This window comes from Serratia sp. BW106 (assembly GCF_002607755.1).
Taxonomy (GTDB): domain Bacteria; phylum Pseudomonadota; class Gammaproteobacteria; order Enterobacterales; family Enterobacteriaceae; genus Serratia; species Serratia proteamaculans.
In genome coordinates, this window is sequence record NZ_MCGS01000030.1 from 1 (window position 1) to 13,044 (window position 13,044).

Annotated in this window: 15 protein-coding genes; 6 read left to right on the plus strand and 9 right to left on the minus strand. The window is 53.2% G+C overall.

Annotated elements, in window-relative coordinates; genetic code table 11:
* The first annotated feature begins 131 nt into the window (after nucleotides 1-131).
* Nucleotides 132-557 (plus strand): transposase, encoded by a 426-nt coding sequence (locus BEI65_RS18840; RefSeq protein WP_099064616.1) that lies wholly within the window; start codon nucleotides 132-134, stop codon nucleotides 555-557.
* Between the two features lie 59 nt (nucleotides 558-616).
* Here BEI65_RS18840 and tcyN read toward each other — a convergent pair whose 3' ends face one another.
* The 7 genes from tcyN to BEI65_RS18875 form a co-directional block, all read right to left on the minus strand.
* The gene (gene tcyN / locus BEI65_RS18845) at nucleotides 617-1,369 is read right to left on the minus strand and encodes an L-cystine ABC transporter ATP-binding protein TcyN (RefSeq protein WP_099064617.1); all 753 of its coding nucleotides are present in this window, start codon (nucleotides 1,367-1,369) and stop codon (nucleotides 617-619) included.
* Nucleotides 1,370-1,372: 3 nt separating this feature from the next.
* Nucleotides 1,373-2,035: a cystine ABC transporter permease gene (tcyL, locus tag BEI65_RS18850; RefSeq protein ID WP_037419074.1), complete on the minus strand. Its 663-nt coding sequence runs from the start codon at nucleotides 2,033-2,035 to the stop codon at nucleotides 1,373-1,375.
* Nucleotides 2,035-2,835, minus strand: coding sequence for a cystine ABC transporter substrate-binding protein (tcyJ, locus tag BEI65_RS18855; RefSeq protein ID WP_099064618.1), 801 nt, complete (start codon nucleotides 2,833-2,835; stop codon nucleotides 2,035-2,037). The genes tcyL and tcyJ overlap by 1 nt, the downstream gene beginning before the upstream one ends.
* A 114-nt stretch (nucleotides 2,836-2,949) precedes the next feature.
* Complete coding sequence (locus BEI65_RS18860; RefSeq protein ID WP_099064619.1) at nucleotides 2,950-3,942, minus strand: D-cysteine desulfhydrase; 993 nt, start codon at nucleotides 3,940-3,942, stop codon at nucleotides 2,950-2,952.
* A gap of 127 nt (nucleotides 3,943-4,069) precedes the next feature.
* Complete coding sequence (fliZ, locus tag BEI65_RS18865) at nucleotides 4,070-4,579, minus strand: flagella biosynthesis regulatory protein FliZ (RefSeq protein ID WP_099064620.1); 510 nt, start codon at nucleotides 4,577-4,579, stop codon at nucleotides 4,070-4,072.
* A 57-nt stretch (nucleotides 4,580-4,636) separates the two neighbouring features.
* Nucleotides 4,637-5,359 carry an RNA polymerase sigma factor FliA gene (locus BEI65_RS18870; RefSeq protein ID WP_099064621.1) on the minus strand — a complete coding sequence of 241 codons (723 nt, stop codon included), beginning with the start codon at nucleotides 5,357-5,359 and terminating at the stop codon, nucleotides 4,637-4,639.
* Nucleotides 5,360-5,545: 186 nt separating this feature from the next.
* A complete protein-coding gene (locus tag BEI65_RS18875; protein ID WP_099064622.1) occupies nucleotides 5,546-6,784 on the minus strand; it encodes a FliC/FljB family flagellin in 1,239 nt (412 codons plus the stop codon).
* Nucleotides 6,785-7,065: 281 nt separating this feature from the next.
* On the opposite strand from BEI65_RS18875, the gene fliD reads away from it, so the two are divergent.
* The 4 genes from fliD to BEI65_RS18900 all read left to right on the plus strand — a co-directional run bounded on the left by fliD (nucleotide 7,066) and on the right by BEI65_RS18900 (nucleotide 10,480).
* Complete coding sequence (gene fliD, locus BEI65_RS18885) at nucleotides 7,066-8,463, plus strand: flagellar filament capping protein FliD (RefSeq protein WP_099064623.1); 1,398 nt, start codon at nucleotides 7,066-7,068, stop codon at nucleotides 8,461-8,463.
* Nucleotides 8,464-8,489: 26 nt separating this feature from the next.
* Entirely contained in the window at nucleotides 8,490-8,900 is a 411-nt protein-coding gene (fliS, locus tag BEI65_RS18890; protein ID WP_085117266.1) for a flagellar export chaperone FliS, read from the plus strand.
* Entirely contained in the window at nucleotides 8,900-9,268 is a 369-nt protein-coding gene (gene fliT, locus BEI65_RS18895; protein WP_099064624.1) for a flagella biosynthesis regulatory protein FliT, read from the plus strand. Before fliS ends, fliT begins: the two co-directional genes overlap by 1 nt.
* A gap of 345 nt (nucleotides 9,269-9,613) precedes the next feature.
* Complete coding sequence (locus BEI65_RS18900; protein ID WP_099064625.1) at nucleotides 9,614-10,480, plus strand: AraC family transcriptional regulator; 867 nt, start codon at nucleotides 9,614-9,616, stop codon at nucleotides 10,478-10,480.
* A 547-nt stretch (nucleotides 10,481-11,027) separates the two neighbouring features.
* Here the strand turns inward: BEI65_RS18900 and BEI65_RS18905 are convergent.
* The gene (locus BEI65_RS18905) at nucleotides 11,028-11,942 is read right to left on the minus strand and encodes a LysR family transcriptional regulator (protein ID WP_099064626.1); all 915 of its coding nucleotides are present in this window, start codon (nucleotides 11,940-11,942) and stop codon (nucleotides 11,028-11,030) included.
* A 146-nt stretch (nucleotides 11,943-12,088) separates the two neighbouring features.
* Between BEI65_RS18905 and BEI65_RS18910 the strand changes: the two genes are divergently transcribed.
* Nucleotides 12,089-12,688 carry an NAD(P)H-dependent oxidoreductase gene (locus BEI65_RS18910; protein ID WP_099064627.1) on the plus strand — a complete coding sequence of 200 codons (600 nt, stop codon included), beginning with the start codon at nucleotides 12,089-12,091 and terminating at the stop codon, nucleotides 12,686-12,688.
* Between the two features lie 35 nt (nucleotides 12,689-12,723).
* On the opposite strand, the gene fliE is transcribed toward BEI65_RS18910, so the two are convergent.
* Complete coding sequence (gene fliE / locus BEI65_RS18915) at nucleotides 12,724-13,038, minus strand: flagellar hook-basal body complex protein FliE (RefSeq protein WP_099064628.1); 315 nt, start codon at nucleotides 13,036-13,038, stop codon at nucleotides 12,724-12,726.
* Nucleotides 13,039-13,044 lie beyond the last annotated feature (6 nt).

Sequence of the window (13,044 nt, forward strand, 5' to 3'; positions counted from 1 at the left end):
ATTTGGGGTTCAGTTCATTGCTGCGCCCTGCACATGACAGCGGTTTCCTGCAAAACACCTCGCATAACCGCTCCTCAGATATGTTTTATCCAGCCAAATTCTGATTAAGTATCCGAAATTCAGGAGGATAAATGACACATTTCCAATCGCGAAAAACCCTTCGCTTGCGCCATTATAACTATGCCTCTATCGGTATCTATTTTGTGACGATTTGCACGCATCAGCGACAGTGTCTTTTCGGTAAAATAGACGATTCGATCATGCTGCTGAACGCCCATGGGATCATCGCAAAACAATGCTGGTTGGAAATCTCTCAGCATTTTACCCACGTTCAGTTAGACCATTTTGTCTTGATGCCGAACCATATACATGCGCTGCTGCATATTCGCGAAGGAAAAGGGGTGGCCATTCCAATAATTATTCGCAGTTACAAAGCGGCAGTGACACGCCAATTGCAACACCCTACATGGCAGCGTGGTTACTGGGAAAGAGTCATCCGAAATGAAAGAGAATTGGCGTTAACACGGGAATACATTGCGAATAATCCTGCACAATGAGGGACAGATAAAGCCGAGGATTATTAATTTAAAGGCCGAACATGTTCGGCCTCTACAGGTTACTGATTCAGAAATTTATCGAGGAATTGCTGGGTGCGCTGGTGTTGAGGATTGGCGAACAGCTCTTTCGCCGGACCCTGCTCAACGATACGGCCGTGATCCATGAAAATGGCGCGGTCGGCCACGTCACGGGCAAAGCTCATTTCGTGTGTCACGATCACCATGGTGCGCTTTTCTTCCGCCAGCGAACGGATGGTGTTGAGCACTTCGCCCACCAGTTCTGGATCGAGTGCAGAAGTCGGTTCATCGAACAGGATCACTTCCGGTTGCATCGCCAGTGCGCGGGCTATCGCCACCCGCTGCTGTTGCCCACCGGAAAGACGACGTGGGTAGGCCGACTCTTTGCCGTTCAACCCTACCTTCGCCAACAATGTCCGCGCACGCTGCTCTGCACTGGCTTTCGACTCGCCTTTAACGATGACCGGCCCTTCAATAATATTCTCCAGCACCGAACGGTGCGGGAACAGATTGAAGCTCTGGAACACAAAGCCCACTTGCTGGCGCAACGCACGCACCTGATTTTTCTGTTTGCTCAGCGGTTTGGAACTGTCGATCTGAATATCACCAACGCGGATCGTACCGGAATCCGGCACCTCCAGCAGGTTGATACAGCGCAGCAAGGTGGTTTTACCCGAGCCGCTGGGCCCGATAATCGCCACCACTTCACCCGCACTGACCTCCAGGTCGATCCCATGCAGCACCGTTTGACCTTTGAACTGCTTGGTCAGCTGTTTCACTTCAATGGCACTCATGCGTTACTCCTGATCCTGGCGGTTGACGTGCGCTTCCAGACGATTTTGCAGCGCAGAAAGCAAAGTCGCCATCACCCAGTAAATCAGCGAGGCCGCCAGATACATGGTGAACACTTCCAGCGTACGCGAGGTAATCAACTGTGCCTGACGGAACAGCTCCGGTACCTGAATGGTCGCCGCCAGCGAGGTGTCTTTCACCAGGCCGATAAAGCTGTTGCCCAACGGAGGTAATGCAGTACGCGCTGCCTGCGGCAGGATCACCCGACGCAGCGTCTGCCAACGAGTCATGCCGATGCTGGCCGCGGCTTCCCACTGTCCTTTTTCGATCGACGAAATCGCCGCACGCAGGGTTTCCGAGGTATAGGCTGCCGTATTCAGCGACAGGCCAATCAGCGCCGCCGGGAAGGGATCAAACTCGATACCGAACTGCGGCAAACCGTAGTAAATCATGAACAGCTGGGCAATCAGCGGCGTGCCACGGAACAACGACACGTAGAAGCGCGACAACCACGACAGTGGCCATAACGGCGAAAGGCGCATCAGCGCCAGCAGAAAACCGAGCAATAAACCGAGCGCCATGCCCCCCAGACTGAGCTGGAGAGTGAGTATCGCGCCCCTCAATAAAAATGGCGCTGAATCCAGCGCCAGTTGGATACTTTCGTGCATTATTTAGTTACGTCCGCGCCAAACCATTTGTCAGAGATCTTCGCCAGCGAGCCGTCTTTTTGCATTTCGGCAATCGCCTGGTTGATCGCAGCCAGCAGTTCCGGGTTGTTTTTACGCACCGCTACGCCAGACTCCTGACGAGAGAACGCCGGGCCGGCTACCGCCAGCGTATCGCCGGTTTTCTTCACCAGATCCAACGCCGCCAAACGGTCAACCAGAATGGCATTGATACGGCCTACGCGCAGATCCTGGTATTTGGTCGGGTCATCATCATAGGTGCGCACGTCAACGCCCTGCACATTGTCACGCAGCCACTGTTCGTAGTTGGTGCCCAGGCCGACGCCGACTTTCTTGCCTTTCAGATCTTCCGGCTTGGTGATGGTGCCTTCATTGCCCTTCTTCACCAGCGCCTGAATACCGGAGACGGTGTAAGGCGTGGAGAAATCATATTTCTTCTGACGCTCCGGGGAAATGGTCACCTGGTTGATCACCACGTCGATGCGTTTTGAATCCAGCGAGGCCAACATGCCGTCCCACTTGGTCGGGTTCAGTTTGGCTTTCACGCCAAGATGCTGCGCCAGCGCGTTGGCGAAGTCCACTTCAAAACCCGTCAGCTTGCCGTCTTCACCCTGGAAGCTGAACGGCGGGTAAGTGCCTTCCAGCCCAACAACCAGAGTACCGTGATGCTTCACCTGCTCCAGCAGGTTATCGGCGGCATAGGTTTGAGTGCTCAACCCCGCCGTCAGCGCAACGCCCATCACACCCAGCAGCAGTTGACGACGAACTTTAGAAAACATCATAAACACCCCATCTGTTGTTTATCTTTTTTGATATCAGCACTTTAACAGTGTGACCGCCTGCTTGAAGGAATATAACCTTATAAATATAGTTCAAAATGGAATAACAAACTCGGCTCACACCTGCGGATGGTAGGCGAAGAGCGCCGGCGCACCGCCGGTATGGATAAACAAAATCGGGCCGTCATCACGGAAACGCTGTTGGGCTATACCGTCGATCAAACCCGCCATCGCCTTGCCGCTATACACCGGATCCAGCAACACCCCTTCCTGTTGCGCCAGCAGCTGTATGGCCGCCAGCCCTTCTTCATTCGGCATGCCGTACTGTGGTGCAAAGTAATCATCCCACAGGGTGATGGGCGCCAGTTCATCGATGCCCAACGAACAGGCCAGCGCTTTTTGGATCAGTTCCACCTTGGGCAGTTGGTCGATGACTTTGCGTGAAACGGTCACACCGATCAGCTCAGTTTCTGGCAACAGTTGCTGCAGACCGACCGCCAGCCCGGCATGGGTTCCTGCACTGCCGGACGCCACCACCACGGAGCTGAACGCGACATTGCTGAGGCGACTCTGTTCGGCAATTTCCAGCGCACACTGTATATAACCCAACGCACCCAATGCGTTAGAGCCGCCGACCGGCACCACATAAGGGCGGAAACCCTGTGCCTCCAGGCGCGTCGCCAAATCGGCCAACTGCTGCTGTGGGTCATGCAGCGCTTCGCACATCTCCACCTGCGCGTTGAACAACCCAAGCAGCAGGCGGTTGCCGTTGGTCAGGTAATTCTCTTCCTGGGTGTCGATTGGGTTTTCCAGCAATGCTACGCAGTGCAGGCCCAGTTTGGCCGCCACCGCCGCCGTTTGGCGCACGTGATTGGATTGGATAGCCCCGGCAGTGACCAGCGTATCGGCCCCCTGACGCAGGGCTTCGGCAGCCAGAAACTCCAGCTTTCTCAGTTTATTACCGCCCATCGCCATCGGCGTGACGTCGTCACGTTTGATGTAAATTTCACGGCTAAGGTAGTCTGAGAGGCGAGACAGTTTTTCGAGCGGTGTGGCAGAGCCGACTAAATCGAGGCGCGGGAACTGCGCCAATTTTTGTTGCAGATTCACAACTTCCCCCAGGGAATAAGGTATCAACAGCTAAACGATAGATTTAGCAGATGTGAACCTAATAATCACTCTTTATTAGTGATGGGGGGAAGACGAAAACCCCGGCTGGCGCGCCGGGGAGAGCGGATCAGTAGCTTTTTTGCCAGGCGAGATACTGGTCGTATTTACGCAGGGCAATGCGGTAATTGTTGTGCGCCGCAGAAGGCAACTCTTCAATGATGCGTTGATGGCTGGCATTACTGGCGAACTTGTCGGCAGGATAGTTGCGCTCCACCAGCATTTCATCCAGCCGGCGCAGGCGCACCACATATTCGCGGATGGTGCTGTGGCTCATTTCGGTTTGTTCAAACAGATACTGCTTGAAGGCCATAATGTCGAAATAGCTCGGATGGCTGTTGCAGGAAATTTCACTGCAAAAGCGGCACAGCGCGGTCAGCTCATTCTGTACATTCAGCCAGACGTGATCGTCGATCGGCTGGTCCATACGCGCAATGGCGTCTTTGTTGATGATCTTGCCACGAAACACCAGCGCCATGCGATCCAATATCTTGCCGCACTGGGAACAATGAGTCTGGCTGTGTTTGTAATCTTTCAAATAACGGCTCAGCGGCCGCTTTTTCAACAGTATTGCTGGCATTAGGCAGTCCGGTTATCGCAAGGGTGATCGGGTTGAAGGCTCAGGGTTGAATACATATCAATTCTCGTTCGCCAGACGGGCGCGCAGGCGTTTGATCGCCTGACTATGCAGTTGGCTGACACGCGATTCCCCCACGTCCAGCACGGCGCCGATCTCTTTCAGATTCAACTCTTCCTGGTAATACAGCGTCAGCACCATTTTTTCGCGTTCCGGCAATGCCTCGATGGCGTCGATCACCCGTTGGCGCAGGTTGCCCTCCAGCAGATGATGTAACGGATTGGCCTCTTCGTGCCCTTCCAGCAGTGGCTCCGCGCTTTCACCATGCTCTTCCCGCCATTCGTCGTAGGAGAAAAGATGGCTGTTATTGGTGTCCAACAGAATTTGACGGTACTCATCCAGTGACAGGTTTAGCGTCTGCGCCACTTCCACTTCGCTGGCCGGGCGGCCTAGCTGTTGTTCCAACTGGCGCATCGCCTGTGCCACTTCACGCGCATGGCGACGCACACTGCGTGGCACCCAGTCGCGGCTGCGCAGCTCATCGAGCATGGCGCCACGGATGCGTTGCACCGCATAGGTGGTAAAGGCAGTTCCCTGCAGGGCGTCGTAACGCTCGACGGCGTTCAACAGCCCTATCCCCCCGGCCTGCAGCAGATCGTCAAGCTCCACGCTGGCGGGTAACCTGACCTGCAGGCGCAACGCCTCGTGGCGCACTAACGGAACGTAGCGCAACCAAAGAGAATTTTTGTCCATCACGCCTTCGGCGGTATACAAATCGCTCACTATGTCTAAAACCTGCGGATAAGAGAGTCAGCGCTATTATCCGTAGGGGGCAAAATGCCAATCGGCTGAACAGTCGTACAAAACAGGCCTTATTTGCGCCATGCAATACCTGCACAGCGCGCGACCATAAAAAAAACCCCGCCGAAGCGGGGTTCTTTTTGCGACAGGTTAATCGGGGAGAGTCGATTAACGCAGCAGGGACAACACGTTCTGAGTAGACTGGTTAGCCTGTGCCAGAACAGAGGTGCCAGCCTGTTGCAGGATGTTGGCACGGCTCATGTTGGACACTTCGGTCGCGTAGTCAGCATCCTGAATACGGGACTGGGAAGCAGACAGGTTGTTCACAGTGCTGTTCAGGTTGTTGATAACAGAATCGAAACGGTTCTGTACCGCACCCAGAGAAGAACGCAGACCGTCAACCTGTGACAATGCTTTGTCCAGAGTTGCCAGTGGGTCGGCAGTTTTAGGTTCAGAGCTCATCTCTGCGCCTTTGGTGACTTTACCTGCGCTATCTGCAGTGGCTTTGAAGTATTTAGCCGCTGCGCCAGTACCTTCCTGAATCAGGTAAGATTTGCCGCCGTCATAAGATTTCAAACCAGTAGTGTCGCCGGTTGCAGTAACTTCTTCTTTAACGGTGGTGGTAGCAGCGGTGTCGGTCAAACCGGTGGTTTCAGTCCCCGCGATCGCAGTGATGTCACCAGAGGTTTTGTCAACGGTGGCCTTGTAGTTTTTACCGTCGGTGCCTACTGCATAAACGTCGCCAGTAGTATTATCTTTGAGATAGCTGGCCGGTGCAGCACCGTTAGCCTGCTTATTGGTCGTGTTAGTGATGGTCAGGTCTTTGCCTGTCGCAATGGTAGTAACCGCTGCGCCGACTTTAGCTGTATCAACACCGTCTGCCACACTGAACTTATCCAGGCCCAGAGTTTTAGAATTGATGTTTTTCAGATCAATCTGGATGGTTTCGTTGTCGTTAGCGCCCACCTGGATGGTCAGTTTCTGGTCGCCGCTCAGTACTTTCACGCCGTTGAAATCGGTTTGTTCAGAGATACGGTTAATTTCTGACATGCGCTCGCTGATTTCGTCCTGGATGGACTGCAGGTCGCTGGAAGAGTTAGAACCGTTCTGAGACTGTACGGTCAGACGACGGATGTTTTGCAAGTTGTCGTTAACTTCGTTCAGTGCGCCTTCAGTGGTCTGCGCCAGAGAGATACCGTCGTTAGCGTTACGAGAAGCCTGAGTCAGGCCCTTGATGTTAGCGGTGAAGCGGTTAGAGATGGCCTGACCCGCGGCATCGTCCTTGGCGCTGTTGATACGCAGACCAGAAGACAGACGCTCGATCGCAGTACCCAAAGAAGACTGAGATTTGTTCAGGTTGTTCTGCGCCATCAGCGACAGGCTGTTGGTATTAATTACTTGTGCCATTGTATACTTTCCTTACGAATCAGTTGCGATCTTCGCAATGTGGTTAAAAGGTTCGGGCTGCTTTGCCCACGGCGTCAACCACCGTCCCATCAGGTATCGGCCCTCCCCCTGCAACCTTTAGAAATTTTTTGTTTTTTTTTCTTTTCACCGCAATGGCAGAAATAACGCGGTTTTTCCCTCTTCTATTGCGTCATCACTTTTTTAATTTTTCGGTAAACTTTTTCTCCGCTGGGCCGATAAACGCGTAAAGCGAATAAAGTCATGATTAAGGAGAATTACCAATGGCATCGATCAGTTCATTAGGCATCGGCTCAGGACTCGACCTCAACGGCTTGCTGGACAAGCTAAGCAAAGCGGAACAGCAGCGTCTGACGCCGTACACCACCCAGCAAACCAGTTATAACGCCCAACTGACCGCCTACGGCACCCTGAAAGGCTCACTGGAAAAGTTCGATAACCTGAGCAAAGAGCTGGCGAAACCGGCGTTCTTCAACAATACCACCGCCAGCAAACACGATCAGTTCGCTATCACCACGACCGACAAGGCGGTGGCAGGTAACTACATCGTTAAGGTGATCGCGCTGGCTCAGCCGCAAACGCTGACCACCCAAACCCCTATTGCCAATCAGACAGAAACGTTGGGCACGCCAGGCAGCAGCGACCGTTCAATCACCATTACCGCTGGCGATCCACAAAAAGACGTGAAGATCCCACTGAGCGACGACCAAACCTCATTGGTGGAAATGCGCGATGCGATTAACAACGCCAAGGCCGGCGTCAACGCCAGCATCATGCGCGTAGGCGACAACGACTATCAACTGGCGATCAGTTCCACTACCACCGGGGCGAAAAATACCGTCTCGGTGCAGGTCAATAATGACGATAAGCTGGGGGCTATCCTCAACTATGACTACAAGGCCAAAAGCGGTGCGATGAAGCAAACCGTGGCCGGTCAGGATGCCGAGATCGAGGTTAACGGCACGCCAATTAAACGCAGCACCAACTCGATTGCCGATGCGTTACAGGGCGTCACTATCGACCTGAAAACCACCACCAAAACTGATGCACCACAAAACCTGGTGATCAGTACCGATAAAACCGGCACCGCCGATAAGATCAAAGAGTGGGTCGACAACTATAACTCGCTGCTGGACACCTTTAACTCGCTAAGCAAATTTACTCCGGTCAAGACCGGTGAAGCGCAGAATGCCAAAAATGGCGCGCTGTTGGGCGATAACACCCTGCGTGGCATTCAGTCGTCGATCAAAAGCGCACTCAGCGCCGCACAAGACAACCCAGAACTGAAGGGTCTCGGCAATCTGGGTATCACCACCAACACCAAAACCAACAAGCTGGAGATCGACAGCACCAAGCTGAACAAAGCCATTGAAGAGAAACCAGACCAGGTCACCAACTTCTTCTCTGGCAACGGCAAAGACACCGGCATGGCCACTGAGATCCATAACGAGATCCAGAACTACATCAAGGCCGGCGGCATCATTGAGAACTCGACCAAAAGCATTAATACCAGCCTCGATCGCCTCAACAGTAAAATCACCACGGTGACGGCCAGCATTCAAAACACCATAGATCGCTATAAACAACAATTCGTTCAACTGGATACCATGATGTCAAAGTTGGGCAGTACAGGTAATTATTTAACCCAACAGTTCAAATAGAACTTTTTAACCAGGTAATAAATCGCATGTATAACCGAAGCGGAACTCAAGCCTACGCCCAGGTCAGTCTGGAAAGCGGCGTAATGAGCGCCAGCCCGCATCAGTTAATCGTGATGCTTTTCGACGGGGCGCTTAGCGCCCTGTTACGCGCACGCATTCTGATGAAACAGGGGGATATCGCCGGCAAGGGGCTGGCACTGTCAAAGGCCATCAATATTATCGATAACGGCCTGAAAAGCGGTCTCGATCCCCAGCAGGGCGGCGAAATGGCCGATAATCTGGCGGCGCTGTATGACTATATGAAGCGCCGCCTGATGCAGGCCAACCTGCATAATGACGAAGCGGCGATCGACGAAGTGGTCAAACTGCTGGAAAATATTGCCGATGCCTGGCGCCAGATTGGCCCCAATTATCACCCCTCTCAGGACGCCGTATAATGGAACGTCAACAGCAACTGCTAGCCGCGTATCAACAAATATATAGTCTGAGCAGCCAGATGATCGCCCTGGCGCAAACCGAAAGATGGGAGGATCTGATCGAATTGGAGCTGGCTTACGTGACGGCGGTGGAAAGTACCGCCGCCTTCACCGGTCAGGCCGGCCCGTCCATGGCGCTGCAGGAGTTGTTGCGCAATAAGCTGCAACAGATCCTGGACAATGAAACCGAGCTCAAACGTCTGCTGCAACAACGCATGGACCAATTGAAAGAATTGATCGGCCAGTCAACGCGACAGAACGTGGTTAACAACACCTATGGCCAGTTTCACGACCGCGCCCTGCTGTTGGGAGAGCCGCAAATCAGATAAACCCTTAACAATAATGGTAATGGCGGAATAAATAGCAGCATGCACTATTATTCTCCGGTTAAGTCAGGATATTAATCCATGGCATTTGAATTATATACATTCAACATATTGATCACTCTGGGCCCGTAGGGCGAATATATTGCCCCGACTAACACGGGCGCAGCATGCAACGCCCCTACGAGACGGATAAATATTACGCCGACACGGACGTTTTCTGTTCAGCAGGAAATTGATTTTTGATAGATAAAACACGTCGTTGTGTTTCACAACGCATGGAAAAATGTTGCTCCAACGCCAATCAAAGCGTAAAGATATTCTCAGATAATGGCTGCGAAATGAATATCGATGGAACGTACAATTAATCTTTGTCCTGGAATTGGTGCCTCGGCGCACATCATTCAGCATACTGAATTATTATTCCCTTCAGTCTATTTTGAACAACCCCATCTGTATTTGGTACAGCAAGGCCACAAACGTGTACGTTGGCAACAGCGTGAAGTCGTGGCTCAGACCGGAGAGTTGTTGATTATCGACGGAGGGCAAACCGTGGATATTATTAACGAGCCCTCAGAGGAAGGGGTATTCAGTTGCCAGTTGCTGACCTGCGATCCGTTACTGTTCGCGGCACAACCGACCCAGGCGGAAACCCTGGCCCCTACGGCCTTCGACCCGGTATTGGCACTACGCAACCTGCCCTGCGCCCTCATGCACAGTTTTGAAACCACCAGCCTGGCGCTGGCGCTTAAACACCGTTTCCCTACTGTCATTATTCGCCACAAAATGCTGGAAATCTTGCTGTGGTTGAAGCAGTTCAATATCAACTTCGTGCATAACGAGGTTAGAAATTTAACCCAACGGGTGCGACGTTGTCTGGCAACCGATCCACACAACATCTGGACGGCAGCCGAGGTCGCGGACACCTTGTCGATGAGCGAGGTCATGTTACGTCGCAAGCTGTCGGCGGAAAATACCTCATTGCGTAATCTGATGATCGACGTGCGCATGAACAGTGCACTGACATTGTTACAGTCCACTGACTGGCCAATATCCGCCATCGCCCAGCACGTCGGTTACGAAAGCTCTTCGCGGTTCGCCGAACGCTTTCGCAAACGCTTCGGCTTTGCCCCCACCGCCATTCGCGGGCATCAACGAGCCATGGAACCCAGCACCATTCGTCCCGACCATTTCAGCTTGATGGAAGCGCGGGACTGATGACCACGGGCGTAAGTTAAATCATTGAACAATGGAATCGTGGTTTATGCAGGTCGGGTTAGCGGAAAACCGCGGGGTGAGATAGCATCGGCGAGCGTTAACGCCATCAGGAGGGATAAGCCATGCTCAACGAAAAACTGCTGTTTTCCCTGGCCGTCTTGCTGCTTGGTATCTGGCTGCTGGGCCTGACGTACGAAGAAGACGCCATGCGGATACTGGCGGGAAAATAAATCAGCAAGGCCACAACCTGTGGCCCGTTTTTTTAACTTTGTTTAATTAAAACGCCTATGAGTACGACCAGCACCACCAAAATTAAAATACTCAATAGCCGCCATCTGCTTTCACTTTTGCTACTCATCATCTTGTCCGGTAATTAACACATCCTATATCCCGACAATTATAACCCCGTAACCCGTACGGCAATGTGAGTTGAAGCGAGGTTTCTGCCCGCTTGCTCTGGCGATTGGTACAATTCGCTAAGGGTAATACATCCAATGTGCCAGGTCAGTGGTCAAAACCGCACTGATAAAACCCCAACCACCATAAATTAAGGCGCAATCAGCGCCAATCTGGCGGGTAGTTGTGCCAGCAATTGATCAACCGCCAGCCGCACTTTTAGCGGCTGGTACGCCGCATGGGGCCAGACTGCGTTAACCGGGAAATCTACGCTATCGTAGTCGCGCATCACTGCTACCAAACGGCCTTCGGCAAGGTGTTCGCGGGCCAGCCAATAAGGCAACCAAACCACACCGGCGCCACTCACGGCAGCATCCGTAATGGCCTGCATATCGTCCATCATTATTCTTGCCTGCGGTTTTATTTCCTGCAGGCTGCCACCGGCGTCTTTGAGCTGCCATTGCTGCAGCGTACCGGCGTGTAAATACCCCACCGCCTGATGCTGGCCGAGCTCTGATAGTGTTTGCGGCTCACCACAGCGCCGCAAGTAGGCCGGGGACGCACAGAATGTCATGCCGTGCTGGCCTAACTGCCGGCCAACCAGACTATTACTGTCTGGCAAGGCACCAATACGAATGGCCAGATCGAAACCCTCATCAATCAAATCGACTCTGCGGTCGCTAAATGACAGTTCCAATGTCAGTTGCGGATGCTGCTGCGCCAGCTCCGTCAGCACTGGCGCAATGCACAGATGGCCGAACAGTACCGGCATCGACACCCGCAGTCGGCCACTGGCCTGCACCTTGCCGCTCTCCAGCAGGGTTTCCGCGCTGTTGATGGTGGCTAATGCCTGTCGGCAGTGCTCGTAGAACAACACCCCTTCATCCGTCAGGCTCTGGCTGCGCGTGGTACGCAGAAACAGCATCACTCCAAGCCGTTCTTCCAGCCGGGAAATGATTTTACTGATAGCGGACCGCGTCAGATGCAGTTTTTCTGCGGCATTGGCAAAGCTACCGGCCTCTGCCACGGCGACAAATACCGGGATCCCACTCAGTTCAGCTCTCACCTTATTGCGTCCATTTAGGCATCAATGATGTGAAACACTATCACCACTGGTGAATATTCAGCAATGCTAACATGCGTTATCTCGAATACCCCAGCGGCAAAGGTAATGCCAGGGGATTTAACTCAGACCCCAATCAGGAAAATATTATGAGCAATATTCTGGTACTCAAATCCAGCTTCAAGGGTGACCAATCCCACACCAATATGCTGATCGACAACTTCCTGAACGAGCGTAGCGTCAGAGGAATGAAGGACAATATCGTGGTACGTGATTTGGTTGAGCTCAACCTGCCGGTGCTGGACGCAGAGCTGTTCAGCGCGTTGCGCGGCGGTGAAATCTCAAGCCAACGGCTCAAAGAGGGAGTGGCGCTTTCTGACCAATTAATCGCCGAACTCAAAGCCAGCGATCTGGTTGTCATAGGTGCGCCGATGTACAACCACAACGTGCCGACCCATTTGAAGAACTGGTTTGATTTGGTGGCGCGTGCGCGGGTGACATTCAACTATACCGCGACTTATCCAGTCGGTCTGGTGGAAGCTGTGCAAGCCCTGGTGATCAGTTCTCGCGGTGGGGTACATGTCGGTCACGAAACCGATGCAGTCACGCCCTACCTGAGGTCTGTTTTGGGTTTGATGGGCATTCGCAAGGTGCAATTCGTCTATGCCGAAGGCCTGGATATGAAACCGCATGGCCGGGATAGCGGCCTGGCAGCGGCCCGTCATCAACTGGTTGAACTGCTCTCCTGAAACCCGTCATGGCCTCACCTCTGAGGCCAGCTTTATCACACCGCCATATTCATGACTTCCTGGTAAGCGGAAACCAGCTTATTACGCACCTGCACACCCATCTGCAGCGAGATTGATGATTTTTGCAGATCGACCATCACATCATTCAGGCTGATGCCGGGGACGCCGACCTCAAAATCCTGCGCCTGCTTGCGTGCGGTCTGCTGGGTATCGCTGATCTTGCCGATCGCCGCTTTCAGTTCGCTGGCAAAACTGACGCCTGGCGCACCAGCGCCTTGTCCGATCTGCCCTGCCTGAATCGCCGTGGCTTGCAACTGTTGCAACACCCCTTCAATACCCTGAATTGCCATCGTGAC